Annotated in this window: 24 protein-coding genes and 1 pseudogene; 6 read left to right on the forward strand and 19 right to left on the reverse strand. The window is 65.7% G+C overall.

Annotation, left to right across the window (positions count from 1 at the left end):
- Position 1: 1 nt before the first annotated feature.
- Both WJ542_RS02130 and WJ542_RS02135 read right to left on the reverse strand, forming a co-directional pair.
- Positions 2–1,945: an integrase gene (locus WJ542_RS02130; protein ID WP_411187428.1), complete on the reverse strand. Its 1,944-nt coding sequence runs from the start codon at positions 1,943–1,945 to the stop codon at positions 2–4.
- Entirely contained in the window at positions 1,942–2,601 is a 660-nt protein-coding gene (locus WJ542_RS02135) for a hypothetical protein (RefSeq protein ID WP_411187430.1), read from the reverse strand. The genes WJ542_RS02130 and WJ542_RS02135 overlap by 4 nt, the downstream gene beginning before the upstream one ends.
- A gap of 196 nt (positions 2,602–2,797) precedes the next feature.
- Between WJ542_RS02135 and WJ542_RS02140 the strand changes: the two genes are divergently transcribed.
- Complete coding sequence (locus WJ542_RS02140; protein ID WP_411187432.1) at positions 2,798–3,298, forward strand: hypothetical protein; 501 nt, start codon at positions 2,798–2,800, stop codon at positions 3,296–3,298.
- 136 nt (positions 3,299–3,434) lie between these two features.
- Here WJ542_RS02140 and WJ542_RS02145 read toward each other — a convergent pair whose 3' ends face one another.
- Positions 3,435–4,118 carry a site-specific integrase gene (locus WJ542_RS02145; protein WP_411187434.1) on the reverse strand — a complete coding sequence of 228 codons (684 nt, stop codon included), beginning with the start codon at positions 4,116–4,118 and terminating at the stop codon, positions 3,435–3,437.
- A gap of 100 nt (positions 4,119–4,218) precedes the next feature.
- Between WJ542_RS02145 and WJ542_RS02150 the strand changes: the two are divergent.
- Positions 4,219–4,818, forward strand: a pseudogene (locus WJ542_RS02150) (ATP-binding protein); the annotation flags it as partial.
- A gap of 344 nt (positions 4,819–5,162) precedes the next feature.
- Here WJ542_RS02150 and WJ542_RS02155 read toward each other — a convergent pair.
- Positions 5,163–5,672 carry a hypothetical protein gene (locus WJ542_RS02155; protein ID WP_411187436.1) on the reverse strand — a complete coding sequence of 170 codons (510 nt, stop codon included), beginning with the start codon at positions 5,670–5,672 and terminating at the stop codon, positions 5,163–5,165.
- A gap of 284 nt (positions 5,673–5,956) precedes the next feature.
- Between WJ542_RS02155 and WJ542_RS02160 the strand changes: the two genes are divergently transcribed.
- Positions 5,957–6,454 (forward strand): TlpA disulfide reductase family protein, encoded by a 498-nt coding sequence (locus WJ542_RS02160; RefSeq protein WP_411187438.1) that lies wholly within the window; start codon positions 5,957–5,959, stop codon positions 6,452–6,454.
- 93 nt (positions 6,455–6,547) lie between these two features.
- Here the strand turns inward: WJ542_RS02160 and WJ542_RS02165 are convergent, their stop codons facing one another.
- The 9 genes from WJ542_RS02165 to WJ542_RS02205 all read right to left on the reverse strand — a co-directional run bounded on the left by WJ542_RS02165 (position 6,548) and on the right by WJ542_RS02205 (position 17,205).
- Positions 6,548–7,918 carry a sigma-54-dependent transcriptional regulator gene (locus tag WJ542_RS02165; protein ID WP_411187440.1) on the reverse strand — a complete coding sequence of 457 codons (1,371 nt, stop codon included), beginning with the start codon at positions 7,916–7,918 and terminating at the stop codon, positions 6,548–6,550.
- Positions 7,919–7,946: 28 nt separating this feature from the next.
- Entirely contained in the window at positions 7,947–9,872 is a 1,926-nt protein-coding gene (locus WJ542_RS02170) for a sensor histidine kinase (RefSeq protein ID WP_411190452.1), read from the reverse strand.
- 147 nt (positions 9,873–10,019) lie between these two features.
- Complete coding sequence (locus WJ542_RS02175; RefSeq protein ID WP_411187442.1) at positions 10,020–11,300, reverse strand: dicarboxylate/amino acid:cation symporter; 1,281 nt, start codon at positions 11,298–11,300, stop codon at positions 10,020–10,022.
- A 396-nt stretch (positions 11,301–11,696) separates the two neighbouring features.
- Positions 11,697–12,596 carry an ABC transporter permease subunit gene (locus tag WJ542_RS02180; RefSeq protein WP_411187444.1) on the reverse strand — a complete coding sequence of 300 codons (900 nt, stop codon included), beginning with the start codon at positions 12,594–12,596 and terminating at the stop codon, positions 11,697–11,699.
- A 10-nt stretch (positions 12,597–12,606) separates the two neighbouring features.
- A complete protein-coding gene (locus WJ542_RS02185; RefSeq protein ID WP_411187445.1) occupies positions 12,607–13,407 on the reverse strand; it encodes a taurine ABC transporter ATP-binding protein in 801 nt (266 codons plus the stop codon).
- A 48-nt stretch (positions 13,408–13,455) separates the two neighbouring features.
- On the reverse strand, positions 13,456–14,514 hold the full coding sequence (tauA, locus tag WJ542_RS02190; RefSeq protein ID WP_411187447.1) for a taurine ABC transporter substrate-binding protein: 1,059 nt from the start codon (positions 14,512–14,514) through the stop codon (positions 13,456–13,458).
- A 294-nt stretch (positions 14,515–14,808) separates the two neighbouring features.
- The gene (gene lipA / locus WJ542_RS02195) at positions 14,809–15,825 is read right to left on the reverse strand and encodes a lipoyl synthase (protein WP_411187449.1); all 1,017 of its coding nucleotides are present in this window, start codon (positions 15,823–15,825) and stop codon (positions 14,809–14,811) included.
- 91 nt (positions 15,826–15,916) lie between these two features.
- The gene (lipB, locus tag WJ542_RS02200; protein ID WP_411187451.1) at positions 15,917–16,768 is read right to left on the reverse strand and encodes a lipoyl(octanoyl) transferase LipB; all 852 of its coding nucleotides are present in this window, start codon (positions 16,766–16,768) and stop codon (positions 15,917–15,919) included.
- Positions 16,769–16,878: 110 nt separating this feature from the next.
- On the reverse strand, positions 16,879–17,205 hold the full coding sequence (locus WJ542_RS02205) for a DUF2917 domain-containing protein (protein WP_411187453.1): 327 nt from the start codon (positions 17,203–17,205) through the stop codon (positions 16,879–16,881).
- 101 nt (positions 17,206–17,306) lie between these two features.
- Between WJ542_RS02205 and WJ542_RS02210 the strand changes: the two genes are divergently transcribed.
- From WJ542_RS02210 to WJ542_RS02220, 3 genes are all read left to right on the forward strand, one after another.
- Positions 17,307–18,293: a transcriptional regulator GcvA gene (locus WJ542_RS02210; protein WP_411187455.1), complete on the forward strand. Its 987-nt coding sequence runs from the start codon at positions 17,307–17,309 to the stop codon at positions 18,291–18,293.
- A gap of 64 nt (positions 18,294–18,357) precedes the next feature.
- Positions 18,358–18,609, forward strand: coding sequence for a type II toxin-antitoxin system Phd/YefM family antitoxin (locus WJ542_RS02215; protein WP_411187457.1), 252 nt, complete (start codon positions 18,358–18,360; stop codon positions 18,607–18,609).
- Positions 18,609–19,037, forward strand: coding sequence for a type II toxin-antitoxin system VapC family toxin (locus tag WJ542_RS02220; RefSeq protein ID WP_411187459.1), 429 nt, complete (start codon positions 18,609–18,611; stop codon positions 19,035–19,037). The genes WJ542_RS02215 and WJ542_RS02220 overlap by 1 nt, the downstream gene beginning before the upstream one ends.
- Before the next feature lie 35 nt (positions 19,038–19,072).
- Here the strand turns inward: WJ542_RS02220 and WJ542_RS02225 are convergent, their stop codons facing one another.
- The 6 genes from WJ542_RS02225 to WJ542_RS02250 all read right to left on the reverse strand — a co-directional run bounded on the left by WJ542_RS02225 (position 19,073) and on the right by WJ542_RS02250 (position 23,647).
- Positions 19,073–19,369, reverse strand: coding sequence for a DUF493 family protein (locus WJ542_RS02225; RefSeq protein WP_411187461.1), 297 nt, complete (start codon positions 19,367–19,369; stop codon positions 19,073–19,075).
- Complete coding sequence (locus WJ542_RS02230; protein ID WP_411187463.1) at positions 19,366–20,316, reverse strand: aminotransferase class IV; 951 nt, start codon at positions 20,314–20,316, stop codon at positions 19,366–19,368. The genes WJ542_RS02225 and WJ542_RS02230 overlap by 4 nt, the downstream gene beginning before the upstream one ends.
- Entirely contained in the window at positions 20,316–21,533 is a 1,218-nt protein-coding gene (locus WJ542_RS02235) for a D-alanyl-D-alanine carboxypeptidase family protein (RefSeq protein ID WP_411187465.1), read from the reverse strand. Before WJ542_RS02235 ends, WJ542_RS02230 begins: the two co-directional genes overlap by 1 nt.
- Before the next feature lie 394 nt (positions 21,534–21,927).
- Complete coding sequence (locus WJ542_RS02240) at positions 21,928–22,560, reverse strand: alpha/beta hydrolase (RefSeq protein ID WP_411187467.1); 633 nt, start codon at positions 22,558–22,560, stop codon at positions 21,928–21,930.
- 13 nt (positions 22,561–22,573) lie between these two features.
- On the reverse strand, positions 22,574–22,900 hold the full coding sequence (locus WJ542_RS02245) for a (2Fe-2S) ferredoxin domain-containing protein (RefSeq protein WP_411187469.1): 327 nt from the start codon (positions 22,898–22,900) through the stop codon (positions 22,574–22,576).
- 105 nt (positions 22,901–23,005) lie between these two features.
- A complete protein-coding gene (locus WJ542_RS02250; RefSeq protein ID WP_411187471.1) occupies positions 23,006–23,647 on the reverse strand; it encodes an ABC-type transport auxiliary lipoprotein family protein in 642 nt (213 codons plus the stop codon).
- Between the last annotated feature and the right edge of the window lie 80 nt (positions 23,648–23,727).

Here is a 23,727-nt window from a genome sequence, read left to right on the forward strand (position 1 = left end):
ATCAACGAAAAATCTGCCCCTTGCCGAGCTCGGGCATGCTCACGGCAGGGATATGGTCAGATCCGTCTGATGCTGGTGCCGCCGGGATTTCGTCACGCCTGTCGCGCTGCTCAACGGCACGTGCGGCTTCGGCGATGCGATGGGGTATTCGCCGCTGTTTCGCGCGGGATTTGCGTCGCTGATACTTGAGGTAAGCGTCTACGGGATCGGAGAGATCGCCGTAGTCGATTTCCTTGAGACGTTTGAGTCTCAGAATCTCCTGACGAAGCCGCAACGAATGAGGTGTCTGGTCCCAGGGTCTGGCTGCCCTCAGTGGGCCGATCTCCTCACCGCTGGCGAGATACGCCGCCACGACGCGCATGTCCTCGGGATCGAAATAGATGCGCAACGGCTTACCGATCTGCCCGGTTGCTTCTCCGAGCACGCCGCTGGAATACCGGACGCCGTAGAGGTTTACATAGGGGCGCACGCCGCGCCTCAGGTTGCCGCGGACAATGGCCTCATGAACCGGCTGCAGCAGCATCAGGTTTTGCCGGTAGCGTTCGGCAAGTGTTCGCCATAACCCGCCAGGTTTCTGTGCGAAATGCTGCATCATCTCAATGGGAGAACGCCCGCCCAGGCCGTCATGGGGTGTTCCGTTGTAATTCGCGAAGCTCACGTCGAGTAATTCGGCAAGTTCTTCGCTGCTCACCAGAAGGCTGCGTTTGCCGTCTGGATCGCTCAGCGCCCGCCGGACATCCTGGGCGCTGGAGCCTGTTGTACCGGGAAGGCGATGGGACAATGTGCTGCCAACCGTGCCAAAGAACCGCTCGATGTACGGCCGCTCGTTGGGCTCCGCGTAGGGGCCGGCGTCGACGTGACTGCCGATCATGTCGCATACAGTGGCGAGTGTCTCGCCAGCAAGGTGACTGCGCGCATTGTCGTAGCGCAACCAGTCCCACGTCGCGTATTCGGCCTCGCGAACGGCCTCGCTGACGAACCCGGCGCGCGATTCGTAGCGCAAGCCGGCAATCGAGAAGGTAGTCCGCTTGCGGCGGGGTTGCAGGGCGTTTTGTACGGTCCTGATAACGTCATGCCGGTTGTATTCGGTGGCCAGCGCGAGGTTCCAGCCGAGCACCGCCCGCGTACAGACATCGAGCACAACGAGCAGCCACACGCGCTCGAGTTCGATATCCTTGTCCAATCCGATGGGATCTGTCACCCGGATGCGCAGGCGGATATCCAGTTTGTGGCCGTCGAACTCGACCGCTTCGAACGGACGCGTGACCGGCGAACGCGACATCTGATCCGGTGGAGGGCGAAGTGGCTGGACGCGCTGCGCGCCTGAGACCCGCGCTGCCTGCGCAAATGTCTGGTTTGCTACCAAGCGACGGATGGCTGCAGCCAGGCTGCGGATGCCCTGAAGATCCTGGTTGAAGGGATAGTGCCTGCCCGTCAGATTGAGCTCGCGACAGCGGTTGAGAAATTCCCGGTGCGTCGCGCGCAGGCCGCGCAGTTCGCCGCGTGCGCCGAAGTAGACCTTGTGTAGCTGGATCTGCCTTTGCAGGAACTCTGCAAGGACCTCATGCCGCGCGAGCAACTGCGCCATTGCTCCCGCCGCGCCGCCCCGCTTGCCGGGGACGGCCGGTTGCGTGGGCCGGGTCCGCACATAGCCCCGCGTACGCACATGAGGAACCAGTGCGCGGAAGCCCTGGATACGTCCGTCGGCATGCGGCGTGGTGCAGCGGGCGAGCAGGCGGTACAGCTGCGCACGCCGGATGCCGGTCGCGCTCTCGATCAGCGTCAGGCTCCGGTCCTCCAGATATTGGCGAATCGCCTCTTCACGACGCAGAAAAATCGTCCGGCGCGCTTCCGGCAGAGCAGATGGATCGACTGTCGGCCAGCTATGCAGATCACGCAACTCCGGGGCAAGAGCCCGACGCGTGAGGCAGTCCGACGTTATCACGACGCGCCCTCTGTCGCCACAACCTGCCTGAATCGCATATGCCTGTTGAGCTCACCGGTGCGCAGTTCCGGGCTCACTAGCCGACCGCGTCGAGTCAGATCGAAGACAGCAGTGCGCGTCAGGACTGGATCGGTTGGCAATGCCTCGTATTCGATGGCGTACAGCGGCTTTGGTGAAGCTAAGCCCTGTTCGATCCGGTCGAGAAATTCATTCGAAAGAAACGTGCCGTTGCTTGTGACGTACGGCAACATACGCATCCAGTTGTCGATCCACTGGCGATGCGGCTTTAGTAGATCAGCGTTCACGGTCGTGACAGCCAGTGGATCGAGGATTTCAAGCGACCCGGCGTCGATCGCGGTAAGGGGCGTAGCTTCCACGACGACGAACTCGGTTACATCGTCGCGGCGAAGCACGAAGTCCGCGATACGGGGCTTCTGGTCAACAAGGATAAGTCCCGGATACTCGCAGAACGTCAAAACCGACGAGTACGACTCCATCATGGCCCAGAAGTCGACAGCCGCATGCGAATAAAGCGAGAGGCATCGGGCAAGCTTGGGGCTCCAGACGTGGAACTGGTGCGTCCATTTCGAGCGCTGGATGGCGATCGGGTGAAAGTCAAACTGCAGGGCAGGATCGACCGCACGATCGTCAGTCACCACCAGCCCTCCAGCCCTCCGCAAAGTTCCAGATTTACTTCGCTTCATCAACAAGATCCGAGTTTAGTTCGCATTCCCGAAAAGTAAAGTTAAAGACAGAGGAAGGTGGGCTTGCTGCAGCACGGGGCTTTCTTTGGGGGCAGATGAAACAGCATTACTTCGCGGGACGGAAGACGGCAAGGTCACGCACAGTATCTTGACGACGGCAAAGTGCGCGCCGTTCCGCACCAAGGTCCCTCCGGACCGGCCCGGGGCGGAGCTCGTCGAGACGCATTTCGCCGTGGTGAGCGATGCCCAGCCGTCGCAGCTCGGTGTGTTCCAGGACGGCGCGCACGCCTGGGTCTATGTGGATCTGGCGACTCTCACATGGATCAGGAATCAATGGATGTTCGGGCGGCGCATTGAAGTCACGCTCTGGAGAGCGGAAGGCCTCGCGGGATTTACCTATGGCATGGCGCCGGATGGCAGCGATATCGTCTGGGACCAGGACTTAGCAAAAGTCGTGAAGATGGACAACGTGACGCTGGAAGCTTCCGCATTCAGACCCGGGACGGAAGCCCAGAGAAGTGAAGCGCCCATACCCGCTCATGAGCGCTACTCGGAACTGCTCTCGACGCTCAGGAAGATTGCGCATCGCCTTGATCTGTTAGCCGCAATCGTGGCGATCTTTTTCGTCTGGTACTGGGCACACAGGTAAGCGAACTTTCACGGCGCCGTCGCGCGAATCCTCATCCCCAGGGCCGCCTGGATCATCGCCGGCAATTGAGCTACACCATGCCATCCAAAATCACGAATGAACAGATCAACGCGGCGTTCGACGTCGCGAGGCAGGTCTATCGCGGCGAACTGACGGCTTCGATCGGTGCAACCCAGTTGGCCCGCGAACATAGCATCAACATCAACAGCGCAACGGCGCTTAGCACCACAGGTAATCTCTTGATGACGCGCAGCAGGCCGATTCGCGGCAGGCGTACTCCGCGGGGGTTTCGACCACGCCCAGCAGCGCGCCACGGTGAGTTAGGGTCGGCGGAGCACAAGTATTTGCCAAGAGGCGACGGCATCAAGTTTCTGCGGTGCCCCCATTCGTGAAAGGCCACGGCTACGGTGACGCGCTGGTTGATCGTAGCGCTGGCGTATCGGCGGTGAGTACCGTTCTTTTGTGAGCTTAGCTCCGCCCGATAAACGCCGATGGTCTCCTCAGTGACGTCAGTCAGAGACATCTTCCGGGCTTCAAGGTGCTGAAGCCACACAAGCAACGCGCCGGCATACGTACGCACGGTGTCGCCGGTGACTGATCGGCTGGCCAATGCGGTGTCCGCGAGAAAAAGGGTCGGCATCCAGACCGGCACACCGGTACCGTCAACGACAACAGCGACTAGCGGCAGCGCAAACAGTCTGGGTTCCCATTCGATCGGTTCAGCGAGACCCGCGTGCTTGAAGACCGCAGGCCAGCTGTCGAATTCCAATTGGGGTCGGAAAAACTTGACCGCAAATCGCTCCTGAGTCTCTGAGGCCATAGGACGATTCCTCCTATCACAGGCTTCGATGATTGGATTTCGTCGGGAATATAGGTACGTTCTAGCGCCTCGGAAACAGACAGACAAGGAAATACATCTAATCCCCGAGTTCGACCGGCATGTGCTGGAAACCCTGCGCGAACCGCTCGAAGCCGGCGCCATCACGATCTCGCGCGCCGCGTGGCAAACCGACTTTCCCGCCGCATGCCAGCTCGTCGCCGCCATGAACCCCTGCCCGTGCGGTTGGCGCGGCGACCCCTCGGGCCGCTGCCGCTGCACGCCCGAGGGCGCCGCGCGTTATCTGCGCAAACTCTCCGGCCCGCTCCTCGACCGCATCGACATCCAGATCGAAATTCCCGCGCTACCGCCCGCCGAACTCGCGGCCCGCGCGTACTCGCCCGCCGAGCCCAGCGCCGTCATCGCCGCGCGCGTGCATGCCGCACGTGAGCGCCAGCGGTCACGCCAAGGCAAAACGAACCGCGAATTGAGCGGCCGCGACACCGACGAAGTCTGCCGCCCGGACGCTGCGGGCGAAACGCTGCTGCGCGAGGCCGGCGAGCGCTTCGGCTGGTCGGCGCGCGCGTATTACCGCGTGCTCAAGGTCGCTCGCACCATCGCCGACCTCGCCGACGCCGACATGCCCGCCTCCGGTCATATCGCGGAAGCCATCCAGTACCGGCGGGTTTTTACCGATCATTAGGCCGGCCCAAGGTCATCACCGTGTCAAAAAAGGGAAGTCAAGACTTGACTTATGCACATTGCCCCGGATTATCCCCAAAACTGTGGACAACGCGCAGGCACCCCGAGCTTCTTTCACAAGTCGTTGATTCAATTGAATTAATAAAATTGCAAGGAAGGCGTGCAAACTAACAAAAAGCCCACAGGGTGGCCCTTTGCGGGCTATTCCCCAGCTTTTTCCACAAAGTTACCCACAGCGTCTGTGGGTAACCCGTAAACCCCCAATCAAATCCGGCTCTTAGCGCCAAAACTTGCAGTGGAACCTTCAATCCTGCCTGCTGTCACCACGCCGCCCGGTGAATTCACTCAGTAGAGCTGGAACGACTGAAAGAACTGATCGACCTGCTCGACAGGCGGCTCAGAGCGTCCCACGATCGCGATCTGGTAAGCGCGCGCGCCCTTCGCGACAAGGCGCGCGTGGATCGTGCGCGGCTCGGCCTTCTCGCCTGCCCGGCCGGAGAGCCGCAGCTCGATGCCATCGACCGCGCCGCCGCCGGCCACCGGCACCGCCACGTCGTGCGCGTCGGACGTGGCGCTCACGTTGCGCGCGAGGCCGTCGCGCAAAAAGGCAATCGCCGCCTGCTGGGTTGCCGGCTTCGCGTCGGGCAGATCGAGCGTGCCGACGACGAACAGCTCGCCGTCCACTTCGGCGGTCTGCATGCGCATACGCATCGGCGAGCCGTCCACCTCGATTTCGCGCTGGTCGGAACCCGGCTTCGCGGGCAGATCGACACTGTAGCCGCTCGTGTTGTTCGCGACGGTGCGCCAGTCGTACTGCGGCGAGCAGCCCGCCAGCACGGCCAGCCCTATGCCCATCAGGGCAACCAGGGCGCCTGCGGCGCAGACATGGCAAACGCGGAGCACCCAGGCTAAACGGGGAAAAATCTGGCGAAGAATGGTCGGGAACATGTAGCGCAACGCAAACGTGCAGGAGTAACGAGGATGAAAGGAACGCGACATTATCCGTTGCTGGTCCCGGACATAGTGGGCAGCAAACGCTATACCGGCAAATTCGGCGCTAGAATACTCCGACCAGTTTCCTGGTGTCCGAGGTTCCGCCCATGACTGCTGCATCCCCTACTCCCCCGAAAGCGTCCGGCATGCGTGCGATTCATCGCGTCGCGGTGGCGCTGATCGTCGGCGCGCTCGCCGTGGCCGGCTACTTTGCGTTCTTCGGTAGCCAGCAACGCGTGCCCGACGCGACCTTCACGCTGCTCTCCGGCCAGAAGGTCTCGACCGCCGACCTCAAGGGCAAGGTCTATCTCATCAATTTCTGGGCGACGAACTGTTCCACCTGCGTGCAGGAAATGCCGCAGATGGTTCAGACCTATAACCGCTTCAAGGGCGAAGGGCTCGAATTCGTCGCCGTCGCAATGAACTACGACGCGCCGATGTACGTCGCGAACTACGCGCAAACGCGCAAGCTGCCGTTCAAGGTCGCGATGGACGATGGCTCGGCGGCAAAGCAGTTCGGCAACGTGCAGCTCACGCCGACGACGTTCGTCGTTGACCGCAACGGCAAGATCATCAAGCGCTACGTGGGCGAACCGCAGTTCGCCGAGCTCGACCAGTTGCTGCAGAAAGCGCTTTCGACCTGAGCGCGAAGCGTCGGCGCCGCGTCTTGCAAACGGCAGCGGCCCAGCCCGCTGCCGTTTTCGTTTTCAGCCTTGCCCGGCGGACCTGAGCGCGCCTCAACGCACCTCCTGATCGCCCCGCACCACGAGCCCATAGCGGCGGATCTTTTCGTAGAGCGTCGCCTTCGCCATCTGCAGTTGTTCGGCGGCCTGCGCGACCGCGCCGCCCGCCTGCGCCAACGCATCCGCAATCAGCGCGCGCTCGTACTGTTCCACGCGCTCCTTCAGCGGCTGCGGCGGCGCCGCGCCGCCATCCGCCGGCGCGGCGGCATCGTCGGGAATCCCCAGCACGTAGCGATCGGCGGCATTGCGCAGCTCGCGCACGTTGCCCGGCCAGTCGCGCTGGGCAAGACGCATGCGGTCGCGTTCGGTGAGGAGCGGCGCGGGACGCTGGTAGCGCACGGCCGCGTCGAGCAGGAAATGCTCGAACAACGGCACGATGTCCTCGCGGCGCTCGGCCAGCGGCGGCAGCGCGATGGTCACGACGTTCAGGCGATACAGCAGGTCGCGCCGGAAGGTGCCCGCCGCCACGTGTTCGCTCATGTCGCCCTTGGCCGCCGCCACCACGCGCAGATCGACGCGCACGGGCTGGTTCGAGCCCAGCCGCTCCAGCACGCCGTCCTGCAGCACGCGCAGGAGCTTCACCTGCAGCGAAAGCGGCATGCTCTCGATCTCGTCGAGGAAAAGCGTCCCGCCCGAGGCGTGCTCGATCCGGCCGATCCGGCGTTTCGTCGCGCCCGTGAAGGCGCCGGGCTCGAAGCCGAACATCTCCGATTCGAACATCGGCTCCGGCAACGCCCCGCAGTTCACGGCGACGAACGGTTTGCCGCGGCGCGGCGAGAGCTCGTGCAGGCTGCGCGCGATCAACTCCTTGCCCGCGCCCGTATCGCCGTTGATGAGCACGGCGGCGTCCGTGGGCGCGATGTTGGCGATCAGGCGCCGCACCTGCTCGATGACCGGACTCCTGCCGATGATGCGCGGCGCGAGCGGGTTCTGGCCCGCCAGTTCGCGGCGCAGCGCGAGGTTCTCCAGCACCAGCGTGCGGCGCTCCAGAGCGCGGCGCACGGTTTCGGTCAGGCGCTCCGCGGCGAACGGCTTTTCGATGAAGTCGTAGGCGCCGTCGCGCATTGCCTGCACGGCCATCGAAATATCGCCGTGGCCCGTAACGAGGATCACGGGCACGTCCGGCGCGCGCTCGTGGCACTGCGCGAGCAGGTCGAGCCCGCTCGCGCCCGGCAAGCGGATGTCGCTCACCACGACGCCCGCGAAATCGGCGTCGATGATCGGCAGCACGGCTTCGGCCGAAGCGAAGCCGGTCGTGTCGAAGCCGGCTAGCTGCAGGCTCTGCACGCCCGCGCGCCGCACCAGTTCGTCGTCCTCGATATAGAGCACCCGGCCGGCGTGCCGGGTCACATGCTGCGTCACCATGTTCGTTCGCTATCCTGATTCAACGGGTTCAGACATCGGCGGCCGGCACACGCGCCGCGCTCACCTGCGCGCGGCGCAGCGTGAGCACGAAGCGTGCGCCGCCGTCCGGTTCGTTTTGCGCGGCGAGCGACCCGCCGCAGTCGCGCGCGATCGACGACGAGATCGCAAGGCCAAGCCCCAACCCCTGCCCCATCTCTTTCGTCGTGAAGAACGGCTCGAAGAGGCGCGGCATCACGTCGTCGGGAATGCCGGGACCGTTGTCGCGCACGTCGATCGCGAGCGTCGCGGCGTCGGCCTCGATCCCGATCGCAATGCGTGGCGCGGGCGTGCCCGCCACCGCGTCGAGCGCGTTGCCGATCAGGTTGATGAGCACCTGTTCGAGCCGCAGGTCGTCGCACTGCGCGACCAGTTCGGGGTGGCCGCCATGCGGATCGAAGGCGACCGCGGCCGCATCCGCGTGCTCCGTGCGGTCGGTCAGCGTGAGCGCGACGCTCACGCCCGCGAGTCGCTTGCCGAGCAGCGCGAGCGCATTGCGCAGCGCGGGCGCCACCGGCGAGCGCAGGCTGCGCGGCCGCGCGCGCCCCACGAAGAGCTTGAGCTGGTTGACGATCTTGCCCATGCGCTCGGTCAGCGCTCCGATCGACTCGAGATTTTCGTGCGCCGCCGCATACTGGCCGCGTTCCAGAAACACGCGCGTGTTGTCCGAGAAGCTGCGCAGCGCCGCGAGCGGCTGGTTCAGCTCGTGCGTGATGCCGGCCGCCATCTGGCCAAGCGCCGCGAGCTTGCTCGCCTGGATCAGTTCGTCCTGCGCGGCGCGCAATTCGGCCTCGGCGCGCGCGCGCTCGTGCACCTCGCGCTGCAGTTGCTCGTTGGCCTGCGAAAGATCGGCCGTGCGCTCGGCCACGCGTTCGTTGAGCATCGCGTACGCCTTCTGCAGCATGGCGCGGCTCTTGATCATCTCGTTCACGCGCGCGCGGCGCTGGCGCCAGTAGAAGCCGAGCAGACACAGCGACACGTAGCCGAACCCCGTCATGACCGTCACGCTGCGCGCGGCATCGACCACCGGGCTCACCGGCGACAGGGTCACGAGATGCCAGTCCGGCGCGCCCAGCGCGCGGCGCGTCTCCAGATAGCGCGGCGCACGCAGGCCACGGCCGATGCGCACGATGTCGGCATCGTCTTCGAGCACGCGTTCGACGTGAGTAGGCAGCGGCGTGAGGGGCTGGCGTGCGTACTGCTGCGTTTCGTCGATCGAAGCCGCGATATCGGCAGGTAGCGGACGCACCGTGCGGTACTTCCACGCGGGCACCGACGAGAGAAAGATCACGCCGTGATCGTCGGTGACGAGGAGCGGTTCGGTCGCGTCGGTGCCCGGAAACCATTCGAGGTTCAGCTTGACCACCACGACGCCAACGAACCGGCCGTCGCGACGCACGGGCTGCGAGAGGTAGTAGCCCGGGTCGTGCGAGATCGTGCCGATGGCGAAAAAGCGGCCCACACCGCCCTTCGCCGCATCAATGAAGTAAGGCCGGAAGCGGTACTGCCCGCCCACGAAGCTGTCCGCGTCGCGCCAGTTGCTGGCCGCGATGCAGTAGCCGTCAGGACGGATGAGGTAGGTCGTGGTCGCGCGCGCGTGGCGGTTGACGTCTTCGAGGTAGCGGTTGGCCGCGCTCACCCACTCGGGCCTCGGATCCTCCAGCACGTCCTGCACGAGCGGATGCTCGCCGACGATATAGGGCAGCGACTCGTAACGCTCCAGCGTGCTCTTGAGCGCGGCCGTCGTGCGATCGCCGCGCACGGCGGCGTCGCGGCGCAGCGAGTCGATGCCGCTCTTCCAGGCGAGCGTCCACGTCAGGGCGCAGACCGCGACGAGCCCGGCGGCGAGCACGAGGAGGATGAGCAGGCGGCGCGTCACGACAGCGGTGTCCAGTCGGTCGAACAGGGATGGTGTGATTGTGGCACACGCCCGGCAGCGGGCGGCCAGCGCGGCTCGCCGATACGAGCCGCGCCGGCCTTGGGTAAAAACGCAGCGCGCCACAGGGGAATGGCGCGCTGCAAGGCGGCGAGGGGGCCGCAGCAAAACGGTTCGGGGCGCAGCGCCTCAGGCGCCCGCGCCCTCCTTCACTTCCACTTCGCCCGACAGCACGGCGCGCAGCTTCGTGCGGTCGAGCTCCTTCTCCCACGCCGACACGACGACGGTCGCCACGCCGTTGCCGATGATGTTGGTGAGCGCCCGGCACTCGCTCATGAAACGGTCGATGCCGAGAATCAGCACCATGCCCGAGAGCGGAATGGTGGGCACCACCGCAAGCGTCGCCGCGAGCGTGATGAAGCCCGCGCCGGTCACGCCGCTCGCGCCCTTCGAGGTGAGCATCGTCACCGCGAGCAGCGTGAGCTGCTGGGTCAGCGTGAGGTCGGTGTTGGTGGCCTGGGCGATGAAAAGCACCGCCATCGTCATGTAGATGTTGGTGCCGTCGAGGTTGAACGAGTAACCGGTCGGCACCACGAGGCCCACCACGGAGCGCGAGCAGCCGAGGCGTTCGAGCTTCTGCATGAGCTGCGGCAGCGCCGACTCCGACGAGCTCGTGCCGAGCACGATCAGCAGTTCCTCCTTGATGTACGCCACGAAGCGCACGATCGAGAAGCCCACATAGCGCGCGATTGCGCCGAGCACGATCAGCACGAACAGCGCCGAGGTGAGGTAGAACGTGCCGATCAGCTTGAGCATGGGAATCAGCGAGCCCACGCCGTACTTGCCGATGGTGAAGGCCATCGCGCCGAAGGCGCCGATGGGGGCGAGCTTCGTGACGATCTTGACGATGCCGAACAGCACGCCCGAAACGCTTTCGATGAACTCCGTCACGACGCGGCCGCGCTCGCCGATCTGCGCGAGCACCGAGCCGAACAGCAGTGCAATGAGCAGGATCTGCAGGATCTCGCCTTGCGCGAACGCCGAGAACAGCGTGTCCGGAATGATGTGCATCAGGAAGTCGACCGAGCTCTGGCCGTGCGCCTTCTCGGCGAACGAAGCGACCGCCTTGGCGTCGAGCGTATGGACGTCGACGTTGAAGCCCGAGCCCGGCTTGAGCACGTGCGTGGCGATCAGGCCGAAGAGGAGCGCGAAGGACGAGACGATTTCGAAGTAGAGCAGCGCCTTGCCGCCCACCCGGCCCACCTTCTTCATGTCCTCCATGCCGGCGATGCCGGTCACGACGGTGCAGAAGATGATCGGGCCGATCACCATCTTGATGAGCTTGATGAAGCCGTCGCCTAGCGGCTTCATGTCGATGGCAAGCGCCGGTGCGTAGTGGCCGAGGATGACGCCCACGACGATCGCGGCGATCACCTGGACGTAGAGCACTTTGTGGAAGGGTTTCTTCACGGTCTTTCCTGAGTCTGAAAGTGAAACGATGGCCGCAGCGCGAGCGAAAGCCTTCGCGCGACGCGGGCCGCAACAGAACGGGGAATCAGCGAAACCGGGAGGGGGTAACGGACATCGGCTGTCTCCTTGTCGACCGGGTCAAGGGCTGGAGCCCTGAGTCCGGTCTCATTTAGTTGTCGGGCCTAGGTGGCCGCGCACTCTTTTTCGCAAGGTTGATGCCAGATGGCTTGAGCGCCGAAAGCCTTGATCTGCAAGGCTTTTCTGTCCTGGAAACAGCAAGAAAATCCGGATTTCCGGAAAGCCGGACGACGCGCGTATGGCTTTCCGGAAAGGCGAAACGCCGCGCACGAGGCGCGACGTCACGAAAAAGCAAGGTGAGCCCGGGAAATGGCGGCCTCAGCCGCGCCCTTTCCACGGCACGAGGTGCCGTTCGAGCGCGCGCATGCCGAGATCGAAGCCCCACGCAATGAGCCCGATCAGCACGATCCCCATCACCACGACGTCGGTGCGCAGGAAGCTGGACGCGTTGAGCACCATCTGGCCGAGGCCCGCGGTCGCGGCCACCATCTCCGCCGCCACGAGCGTGGTCCAGCCAAAGCCGATGGCAATCCGCAAACCGGTGAGAATCTCGGGCAGCGCGGCGGGCAGCACGACAAAACGCACGATCTGCCAGAAGCTGCCGCCCAGCGAGCTCGCCGCGCGGATCTGCTCGACGGTCGCGCTGCGCGCGCCCGCCCGCGCGGCCATCGCGATCGGCGCGAAGCAGGCGAGCCAGATCACGACGATCTTGGCGGTCTCGTCGATGCCGAACCAGATCACGACGAGCGGCAGATAGGCAAGCGGCGGCAGCGGACGGTAGAACTCCAGCGGCGGATCGAGCAGCCCGCGCGCGACGCGCGAGACGCCCATCAGGATGCCGACCGGAATCGCCGTCACGGCCGCCAGCGCGAACGCGCCGAACACGCGCAACGCGCTCCACGCGAGATGCTCGGAGAGCGGCAGGCCGCCCTGGATGCGGCCGTGCGAGGCGTCGATAAACGCCTGCCAGACCGCCTCGGGCGTCGGCAGGAAGAGCGGCGGCAGCCAGTGCAGATGGGTGGCGAGCCACCAGAGCAGCGCGAGCCCCGCGACGGAGGCCGCGGAAAGCGCCGCGGTCGGGCCTTCGCCGGGCATGCGCCAGACTTTGGCCGAAGCCTCGCGGGACGCACCGGGCGCTTCGGACGCGCGCGGCGCACTCTGCCCGGAAGGACGCGCCTTCAATGCGACGTCATGCAACGATTCCTGCGGCACGCTCATGGCATCCTCCTCACGACAACGCCGGTTCGGGCGCACGCGCGTGCAGCAGCCGAATCAGCCGCTCGCGCCACTCGATGAATTCCGGCGACGACTTCACCGCGCGCGCGTCGCGCGTCTGCAGATAGCGCCGTGCGAACGGCAGCGCGTATTCGTGCTCGATACGCCCCGGACCCGGTGTCATCACGACCACGCGCGTCGCGAGAAAGAGCGCCTCCTCGACATCGTGCGTGATGAAGAACACCGTCTTCTTCGTGCGCCCCCAGACGTCCAGCACGAGCTCCTGGATCGATTCGCGCGTCATCGCGTCGAGCGCGCCCAGCGGCTCGTCCATCAGCAGCATCTGCGGATCGCTCGCGAGTGCGCGGACCAGCCCCACGCGCTGCTGCATGCCGCCCGAAAGCGCGTACACGCGCGAGCGCGCATGCGGCTCCAGCCCGACCAGGGCGAGCTGCTCGCGCGCGATGCGCTCGCGCTCGGGCCTGGGCACGCCCTGGAAGCGCAGCCCGAGCGCGACATTGCCGAGCACGTCGAGCCACGGCATCAGCGCGTGCTTCTGGAACACCACGCCGCGATCGGCGCCCGGCCCCGTCACGCGTGCACCATTGACCCGCACCTCGCCCTGCGCGGGCTGGATAAAACCCGCGATGCAGTTGAGCAGCGTGGTCTTGCCGCAGCCCGACGCGCCGAGTGCGACGACGAACTCGCCGCTCTCCACGTTCAGATCGACGTTCGCGAGCGCGACGCTGGGCGGCGCGCCACGTGTGGCGCCGTCGTAGACGACGCCCAGATTGCGGATTTCAAGCGTGCTCATGATGCGGTCTTCCTGTCGGCACACTCGGTGCGCCGATCCATGCGCCAGTCAATGTACTGAAGCGTGCTGCACGAACTGCGGATCGACACCCACCGAATAATCGGGCAACACGTTCTGGATCGTCCCTTGCGCCTTCAGGAAGGTCGCGGTGGCGAGCAGCGACTGCGCCGCGCCCGACTGCGCGCCACCGCCCAGCCACGTCTTGGAGGCCTGTTCGGCGGGCGTCGGGAAGGCGTAGAGCGCGAGGCTCGCGGGCACGTCCTGCGGGTTCGCGCCGGACTCCTTCGCCACCGCCTGCACCTGCGGCGACGCGGCGGTCCATGCGTTGCGATGCGCGCTGTAGTCGGCGTCGGTGGCGGCGAGCACCTTCACGAACTTCGCGAGGAAGTCGGCGTTGTCCTTCGCGAAGCGGCGGTCGACGACGAAACCGTCGAAGGTCGCCTTGCCCGTGGCCTTCGCCACCTGCCCCGACGTGATCAGCACGTGGCCGTTCTTCTTCACCTGCGCAAGCACGGGGTCCCAGATGTAGGCCGCGTCGATGTCGCCGCGCTGCCAGGCCGCCGCGACCTCGGCCGGACGCAGGTTGACGATCTTCACGTCAGCGGGATTGACGCCCGCGTTTTCGAGCGCGACGAGCGTATGGAAGTGCGACGTCGACACATAAGGCACGCCGATCGTCTTGCCCTTGAGGCCGGCCACGCTCGTCACGCCGGAGCCGTCGCGCGCGACGAGGGCTTCGGCGTCGTTGATGTTGTCGAGAATCCAGAACAGCGAAATGTCGAGGCCCTGCGAGAGCCCCGCCGCGATCGGGCTGGAGCCGGCCTCGCCGAGTTGCACGGAGCCCGAGGCGAGCGCGCGGATCACGTCGGCGCCGCCCGCGAGCTTGCGGTAAGTGACCTTGTAGCCGGTTGCCTTTTCGACCTCGCCCGTTGCCTGCGCGTAGCGCCACGGCACCACCATGTCCTGGTAGGCGATCACGACCTCGTGGGAACCGCTGTCGGCGGCCTGCGCGCCGCTCGCGCCGAAAGCACAGGCCAGCGCGGCGACAACGGCTAATGAGGCCGCAAGAGGTCGGGCAAGGCGCGACGAGACATGAGCGCGTTTCATCGGTACAAACTCCGTGAGCAAGGATTTCAATAGAGCGAAGAACCCGACTATAGGGAGTCTGGCGGCAACCGGTTCTAATTTATCCGCGATAGCTAATGACCCGATCGGGCATGGCTTTGCGCGCCGAACGGGGGGAAAACGCGCGCGGAATGCGGATGTTCGTATCGTGCATCGCAAACGCGCTGCGCATAGGCGCAAAAAAGCCCGCTAAACGCGGGCTTTTCGCGGGATGGGCCGATTTTTCGGCGCGCGGCTGACCGGGCACTTCAAAACGGCGTTCGACCGACCTTTCGGTCAGACAACGCCCGCGCCGTGCGCCTGCAGGTCGGCGTGATAGCTCGAACGCACCATCGCGCCCACGGCCGCGTGCGTGAAGCCCATCTTGTACGCCTCTTCCTCGTACATCTTGAAGGTGTCGGGATGCACGTAGGCGCGCACCGGCAGATGGTGCTCCGAAGGCTGGAGATACTGGCCGATGGTCAGCATGTCCACGTCGTGCGCGCGCAGATCGCGCATCACCTGAAGAATCTCTTCCTCGGTTTCGCCCAGACCCACCATCAGGCCTGATTTCGTCGCGACCTCGGGATGCAGGGCCTTGAAGTCCTTGAGCAGCTTGAGCGAGTGCGCGTAGTCCGAACCCGGGCGCGCTTCCTTGTAGAGGCGCGGCACCGTTTCGAGGTTGTGGTTCATCACGTCGGGCGGCGCGGCGTTCAGGATGCCGATCGCGCGGTCCAGACGGCCGCGGAAGTCCGGCGTGAGAATCTCGATGCGCGTTTCGGGCGACTGCTCGCGCACCTGGCGGATGCACTCCACGAAGTGGCCGGCGCCGCCGTCGCGCAGGTCGTCGCGGTCCACGCTCGTGATCACGACGTACTTGAGCTTGAGCGCGCCGATCGTGCGCGCGAGGTTCGCGGGCTCGTCCGGATCGAGCGGATCGGGACGGCCGTGGCCGACGTCGCAGAACGGGCAGCGGCGCGTGCACTTGTCGCCCATGATCATGAACGTCGCCGTGCCCTTGCCGAAGCACTCGCCGATATTCGGGCAGCTCGCTTCCTCGCACACCGTGTGCAGGTTGTGCTCGCGCAGGATGTTCTTGATCTCGTAGAAGCGCGAATTGCCGGTGGCCGCCTTCACGCGGATCCATTCCGGCTTCTTGAGCTTCTCGATGGGGATGACCTTGATGGGAATGCGCGAGGTCTTGGCTTGCGCTTTCTGCTTCGCGGTCGCGTCGTAGGAAGCGGCCCCGGTGGCGGGGTTCGTGTCAGCATTGGTGCCGGTATTGGCGCCCGCGTTGGTGCTTACGTCACTCATTCTGTCGATCCAGTCAGGCCGCCGGTGCTGTGCCGGCCTGCGGTTGCGGCGGTTGCCCGCCCTCTCGGGCCGCGCGAGCGGCGGTCAATCTTCAGCCGCCTGCGGCCGGGTCCGGTCGAGCCGCTTCGGCTGCCGGGTCTGCGGCGGCCGCTTCGGCCACCGAAAGCGTTGGCGCGGAAATCGCGCCTGTGTTCTTTGCCTGCGCTGCATGATGCGCGGCGAGATTCGCTTCGAGCCGCGCCGCCAGCATCGCGGCCACGTCGCGCCAGCTCGCGCTCGCGCCCAGCGTGGCCATGTCGACCGTTTCGAGGCCCGCATAACCGCACGGATTGATCGCGAGGAACGGGTTCAGGTCCATCGAGACGTTCAGGCTCACGCCGTGATAGCTGCAGCCATTGCGGATCTTCAGGCCCAGCGCGGCGACTTTCGCGCCCACGTGCGCGGCGCTTGCGCCGCCGGCCTGTTCCGGCACGTAAATGCCGGGCGCGCCGGCCTTGCGCGCACCGGCGAGATTATACGCCGCCAGCGTTTCGATCACGGCCTCCTCGATGCGCTCGACCAGTTCGCGCACCATGAGCTTGCGGCGCCGGAGATCGAGCAGCAGATACGCCACCACCTGGCCGGGACCGTGATAGGTGATCTGGCCGCCGCGGTCGATCTGCACGAGCGGTATGCCGCTATCGGCGACGAGCAGGTGTTCCGGCTTGCCGGCCTGGCCCAGCGTGAAGACGGGAGGATGCTCGACGAGCCAGATTTCGTCGAGCGTGTCGGCCGTGCGAGCGGCGGTGAACTCGCGCATGGCGTCGAAGCTCGCCTGGTACGGCTCGAGGCCGCGCCAGCGCTGCACGACGGGAACTGCCGACACAGGATTCCTTGGGAAAGCCGCTTCCGGCTCAGCAGGGTCGGAAGGTATTTGCAGGGGTGATACCGGGGTGGCGCACATGATTGCGGGAGTTTACCGAAATCGGGACAACCCCGCCGGACATGAAAAGGGGCGAATCAACGTCCGCCCCCTCGAATACCGGACCCAAACACCGGGCCCATGCAGGACCGTCAAACGGAATACCACCCGTTGCCCTTGTGAACCCCGAAGCGCGCCGCATAGCGCACCAGCATGTCGAACACGCGCTCGCCGAGGTGGGCAGGCGATTCGAATGCCACCCAGGCGGCCTTGCCTCCTTCCGCGCCAATCCACAGGCGCTCGCCTCGCCGCAGCCGCAGGGTATGGCCCGGCTCGAGCCAGTAATCGGCCGTGTCGTCGCTGCGCGTAATCCAGACCGCACCGCAGCGCACCGTGATCCGCGTGCTGCGCGCCACCCGCACCGACGACACCTGATCCACGAGCACTTCAAACGTGATATCCGAAGAAATTTCTCTCATTTTCGCCTCCGCCGAACCGGCTCCGATGGCTACAATCGTAGGCGTATCAAGGGCTTGAGCAAAACGATCAATTTTCACGGCTATGTGAGAAAAATTACGATATGGATCTCCGCCAGCTCCCCGCGCTAAACGCGCTCAAGGCCTTCGAGGCCGCCGCCCGCCACGAGAGCTTCTCGCGCGCCGCCGACGAGCTGTTCGTCACGCACGGCGCCGTCAGCCACCAGATCCGCGCCCTCGAAGCCGAACTGGGCGTCGCGCTGTTCGTGCGCGACGGCAAGCGCGTGCGCATCACCGACACCGGCCGCCGCTATGCGGGCCAGGTGCGCGACGCGCTCAGCCAACTCGCGCACGCTACCCACGAAATCCGCGCCGGCGACCGCGACCGGCGGCTCGTGGTCTCGATGCTGTCGTCGTTCGCGGCGCGCTGGGTGACGCCGCGCATCGGCCGTTTCATCGAGGCGCACCCGCAGTGGGACGTGGAACTACAGTCGACGAATCAGCTCACCGACTTCACCCGCGACGACGTGGACGTGGCGATCCGCTTCGGCTACGGACACTACCCGGGTCTGCACGCCGAACTGCTGCTCGACGAGATCTTCTTTCCCGCCTGCTCGCCGAACTTCCGCGGCGGCAAGCTGCCCACCGACCCGCGGGAGATCGCGAAACTGCCGCTATTGCGCTCGGACGACGAACTGTGGCGTCCGTGGTTCGATGCGGCGGGCCTGACCGATCTGCCCGAGCCGAAGCGCGGCGTGCTGTATCAGGACTCGTCGAACCTGCTGCAGGCGGCCATGGACGGCCAGGGCATCGCGCTCGTGCGGCGCTCGCTCGCGATGCACGAGATCACGCAAGGACGGCTCGTGCGGCTCTTCAAGGACATCGACGGCCCGAGCCCCTGGCGCTACTACTTCATCTGCACGCCGCAGCGGCTCGAGACCGAACGCGTGCGGGCCTTCCGCGCGTGGGTGTTCGACGAGGTCGCGCGCTTCCGGCGGCTTTACGAGGATGCATGCGAGGCGGGGCCGGTCATGACGGCCGCGGCGGCCGCGGCGGCCGCGCTGCGCGAGCGCGTGGGGGACGGGCCGTGAACCGGTTGCAACGCATCCGCATATGTAGTAACGTACCTACAATTATGCAGCCGGGAGTGTCATCATGACAATCACGACCCTGTCGAGCCGGGAACTCAATCAGGATGTAACCAAGGCAAAGAAAGCCACAAAGGACGGCCCCGTGTTTATCACGGACCGCGGCAAGCCAGCCCACGTGCTGCTGAGTTTCGAGGAATATCAAAGGCTTACGCAGCAGCGCCGCAACATTGCCGACGCTCTCGCGATGCCCGGGCTCGAGGACATTGAATTCGATCCGCCGCGCGTCACGATCACCGCCCGGCCGGCTGAATTCTGATGATGTTCGTTCTGGATACCAACGTCGTTTCCGAACTGCGCAAGGTACGAACGGGTAAGGCCGATGCCAACGTTGCGGCATGGACGACAACCGTTGATGCTGCCGCCCTGTTTGTTTCCGCCATCACGATCATGGAGCTGGAAACCGGTGTTTTGCGAATCGAGCAGCGGGACGCGGCACAAGGCGCGCTGTTAAGGACATGGCTCGATCAGCATGTGCTGCCCGAGTTCACGGGGCGCGTATTGCCGGTCGACACGGCAGTAGCTCAGCGCTGCGCCCGGCTGCACGTACCGGACCCCCGCTCCGAGCGGGACGCGCTGATTGCGGCAACCGCGCTTGTGCATGGCATGACCGTCGTGACGCGCAATGTCGCTGACTTCGCTGCAACCGGCGTCGCGATCCTCAACCCGTGGAACGCTTTGCCGTAAGCGATACGCCCTCTGTCGCCACGACGCTCCCGCGTTCACAGCACGATCTTCACCATCGGATGCCCGGTGAGCGCGCGATAGATATCGTCGAGATGCGCCTGGCTCGTCGCGCGCACGGTCACGGTGAGGCCCGTATAGTTGCCGCCGCTCGACGGGCGCGTTTCGACGGCGCCCTCGTCGAAGCCCGCATCGAACGTACGGATCACGCCAACAATGGTCGGCGCGAATTCCGGGTGTGTCTTGCCCATTACCTTGATCGGGAAGTCGCACGGAAACTCGATCAGCGTTGCTTTCGGGCTGGCGTCAGATTGGGGACTCGAGGCCTGGTTCATTTTCCTGCTCCTTGCAGCGACGCGGCCGCGATAGTCTGAAAGCATTGGGCGTGCGCGCCGGCGGCCAGGCGCGCCTTCGCGCGCTGATACGCCGCGTAGAGCGCGGCATAGACAGGCCCTGGCTGGCCGCTGCCGACCGCGTTGCCGTCGAGCGACGTCACCGGCAGCACTTCCTTCGTCGCCGAAGTCACGAGAATCTCGTCGGCGGCGCGTAGCGCGGCTTCGTCGATCTGGCGCGCCTCGAAGCGAATGCCGCATTCGCGCGCCAGCTCCTCGACGAACCCGTAGCGGATACCTTCGAGCAACAGGTGGCTCTTCGGCGGCGCAAAGAGCGCGCCGTCCTGCGCCACCCACACGTTCGACGACGACGCCTCGGTTAGCCACCCATCGCGCAGCAGGATCGTCTCGAACACGCCGTGCTCGACCGCATGCTGCGCCATCAGCACGTTGCCGAGCAGCGAGGTCGATTTGATGTCGCAGTTCAGCCAGCGGCGGTCTTCGGCAGTGACGCAGGCCACGCCGCCGGCGCGCTGGGCGTCGGTGGGCAGGCGCATGGGGTTCGCCATCACGAGCACCGTGGGCCGCACGTCCGCCGGAAACGCGTGCGCGCGCTTCGCGACGCCGCGCGTCACCTGCAGGTAGACGCTCGCGTGCTCGTCGCGCGCGAGCGCACCCGCGGCTTCGTTCGCCTCGATCACGCGCGCGAGGCGTGCGAGATGCTGGGCGACGCGAAACGGCACGCGCACCGTCCGGTGCCCGCCAACAACCGCCAGCGCATAGACCGGCACCACTTCGTAGATGCCGTCGCCAAAAATGAAGCCGCGGTCCAGCACCGGCACGCGCGCTTCGGAGAGCGGCGTGAGCTCGCCGTTGAGCCAGACGAGCGGCTCCGGAGCCATGTCACCGGGCACGCCGGACGCGCCGGGCGCGGGTGTCGGGCCGTTCATTACTTCTTCTTGTTGAACATGAGCATCAGCGAATCCCACACGCGGCCGACGATGCCGGCCTGCGGCACCGCCTGCAGCGCGACGATCGGGAACTGCGCGAGCACCTTGCCGTCGGCGCCGACGAACTTCGCCGTGCCCACCTGCTGGCCGTCCGCGAGCGGCGCGATCAGCGGGCTCGTCAGGTCGACCTGAGGCTTGGCCTTGTCGGCGGCGCCCTTGGGCAGCGTCACGTACTGATCCTTCTTCACGCCGACCTTCACCGCATCGTCGGCGCCCTTGTAGACGCGCGGCGTGGCGATCACCTGGTTCGCCTGATAGATGCGCGTGGTGTCGTAGGCGCTATAGCCGTAGTTGAGCATCTTCAGGCTGTCCTGCACCCGGTCGTGCTCCTTCTGCTCGCCCATGATCACGGAGACGAGACGGCGCTCGCCACCACCGGCGATCGGGCGCCGCGCCGATGCGATCAGGCAGTAGCCGGCCGCCTGGGTATGGCCGGTCTTGAGGCCGTCGACGGTCGGGTCGATCCACAGCAGGCGGTTGCGGTTCGGCTGCTTGATCTTGTTGTAGGTGAAGTCCTTCACCGAGAAGATGCTGTAGTACTCGGGGTAGTCGCGGATCAGGTGCGTCGAGAGCGTCGCGAGGTCGCCAGCCGTCGTGTAGTGATTCGGGTCGGGCATGCCGTTGACGTCGGCGAAGTGCGTGTGCGTCATGCCGAGCTTCTGCGCCTCGGCGTTCATCATGTTGACGAAGTTCGCCTCGCTGCCGCCCACGAGTTCGGCCAGCGCGATGGCCGCGTCGTTGCCCGACTGGATGATCATGCCGTAGACGAGGTCGTGCACGGACACCGGCTTGTTCGCCTCGATGAACATGCGCGACTCGTCGTTCTTCACGCGGCGCACGGCGTCGCTCGGCGTGACGATCTGCTCCATCGAGATCTTCTTCGTCTGCAGCGCCTCGAACACGAGGTAGGCCGTCATCAGCTTCGTGAGCGAAGCCGGCTCGACACGTTCGTCGGCGTTACCCGCAGCGAGCACCTGGTTGGCCGTCGCATCGACCAGCACCCACGAACGCGCGGTCACCGCGGGCGGCGGCACCTGCGCGAAAGCGCTGGCCGACGCGAACAGCGCGGCGGGCAGCACGGCGCCAAGCGTGACGGTACGAACGATGGAAGAGGGAACGAAAGAGGAAGACTGCTGGCCGGAGGAAAGAAAACGCATAGGTTCAGGGTCGGGCTGAATATGGGCTGGATGAACTTGCGCGCCATGCGGCGCACGGTCGAGGAGATCCGGTGAGCGGACGGCGCGGCCGTGCAGGCCGACGCAAACAGCGCCCGTTGGACCAGCTGCGCGGCAAGTGGTTCGCGCGCGGCACGATGGACACGGCGCGCACGAAGCACCCGCGCCGGCAGGTCGAACGGAGCCTTCGCGCCGCGAACCGCGGGCTGCGGCATCCACAAAAAAGAACGGCCATTATACGCGCCGCGTTGCGGCGTTTTTTCGCTAAAGCCGCTTTTATGCGTACCTGTCGTGCATTTTTCGCGCACGCACGACGCGCCGGCGGCCCCGCCGTCCGCCCCTTAAATACCGATAAAAACGGGGACGATTGAGCGGGTCAACGCCAGGCTTCGACGATGATGCGCTTGAGGATATGCAGCTTGCGATGCAGGAAGTGTTCCGCCCCCGGAATCACGACGATCGGCAGTTCCTGCGGCCGCGCCCATTCGTAGACGGAAAGGATGGGCACCGTGTCGTCGAGTTCGCCATGCACGACGAGCGTGTTTTCCGGCACCGTCGTGACCTCCCAGCGGCTCGCGGCCGTGCCGACGAACACCATGCGCTCAATCGCGCCGCCCGCCTCCGTGTAGCGCTTCGCGACGTGCGAGAGCACGAACGTGCCGAACGAGAAACCCGCGAGCACAAGCGGCACGTCGGCCTGGCCCGGCTGCGCGCGCATGTGGGCGAGCAGGGCGAGCAGGTCGTCCTGTTCGCCGATGCCGTTGTCGTGCGTGCCCGCGGTCGCGCCCACGCCGCGAAAATTCGAGCGGTACGTGGTGTAGCCCAGTTGCACGAGCGTGCGCGCGAGGGTCTGCGCGACCTTGTTGTCCATGGTCCCGCCAAAGAGCGGATGCGGGTGCGCGACGAGCGCGATGCCGCGCACGGGCGTGCCGGCATCGGGCACGTCGAGCGCGCATTCGATCTTGCCGACGGGACCGTCGATCTGGAATTTCTGCGTCTGGGCGTTCATCGTGCGGCAGTCCTCAGCGGTCGATCTTGAGGCGCTCGACCACCTGGCCGTTCTGCAGATGCGAAACGACGATCTCGTCGATGTCGGTTTCGTCGATATAGGTGTACCAGGTGCCCTCCGGATACACGACGACGGTCGGGCCTTCCTCGCAGCGGTCGAGACAGCCCGCCTTGTTGATGCGCACCTGGCCCGGCCCCGCGAGGCCCAGTTGCTTGACGCGCTTTTTCGCGTATTCCTGCATGGCCTGGGCGTTGCAGTTGGCGCAGCTCGGGCGCTCGGCGCCGGGTTCCCGCTGGTTCAGGCAGAAGAAGACGTGGTACTTGTAGAACGAATCGGTCATGGCGTGAAGTACCGGTGAAAGTCGCGCCGCGTAACGTGGCGCGACGCGGTGTCGGGATCGGTCGATTATAGCGAGCGCGGCGCGAACGCTCCCGCGTCCGCCACGTCAGCGCGCAGCGGCGATCTGCTGCGTGGCGAGCCACGCGCTGACCTGATTCACGAAGTCGTCGCTCGCCGCCGCCAGCGCGCGCACGCCGCCCGCCGCGTCGGGGGAGCTTGCCGCCGCATGCGTGACGAACACATGCTGCGCGATGATCCTGGCACCTTGCATCAGGGTCGCGCGCCCGGCCACCACGCCCGAACTCGAAGTCTGGCTGTCGAACACCTGCTCGAACTGGTCGAGCTCGATCTTGAGCATCGGCGCCTGCACGGCGTCGGCGCCCGAGAGCACCGTCGCGTGCGCGCCAAGCGCCGCGCGCAGGCGCAGCGTGAGCATGCGCGCCGGCGACATCGTCCAGCGGCTGTTCGCATACTGCCCCGTGCGCTGCCCGTCGCCGCTCAGGCGGTAGAGGATGCTGTCGTTATCGAGCGGCGGCGGTGCGTTCACTTCGAGCACCTTGAGCGGCGGCAATGGCCCCGCCACACTCGCCGCGCTCGCCGGGGTCGGCGGACCGAGGTCGTAGCGGACGTCGCCAGGCGCGGCGCTACGGCCCGCGCACGCCGCGAGAAGCATGGCGGCAAGAAGCGCCGCGCACACCATCAGTGCCTTGCCTGGGCCGCGGCCGGGGTGAAAGGTCGAGCGTAACATTGCAGTTCCTTCTGGGTCGTGCGGCGCCGGGGCGCCGCGCTTCATGCATCGAACGTATTACGCGTGGGGCTGCGCCAGGG

The organism is Paraburkholderia yinzeri (assembly GCF_046581065.1).
Classification (GTDB): domain Bacteria; phylum Pseudomonadota; class Gammaproteobacteria; order Burkholderiales; family Burkholderiaceae; genus Paraburkholderia.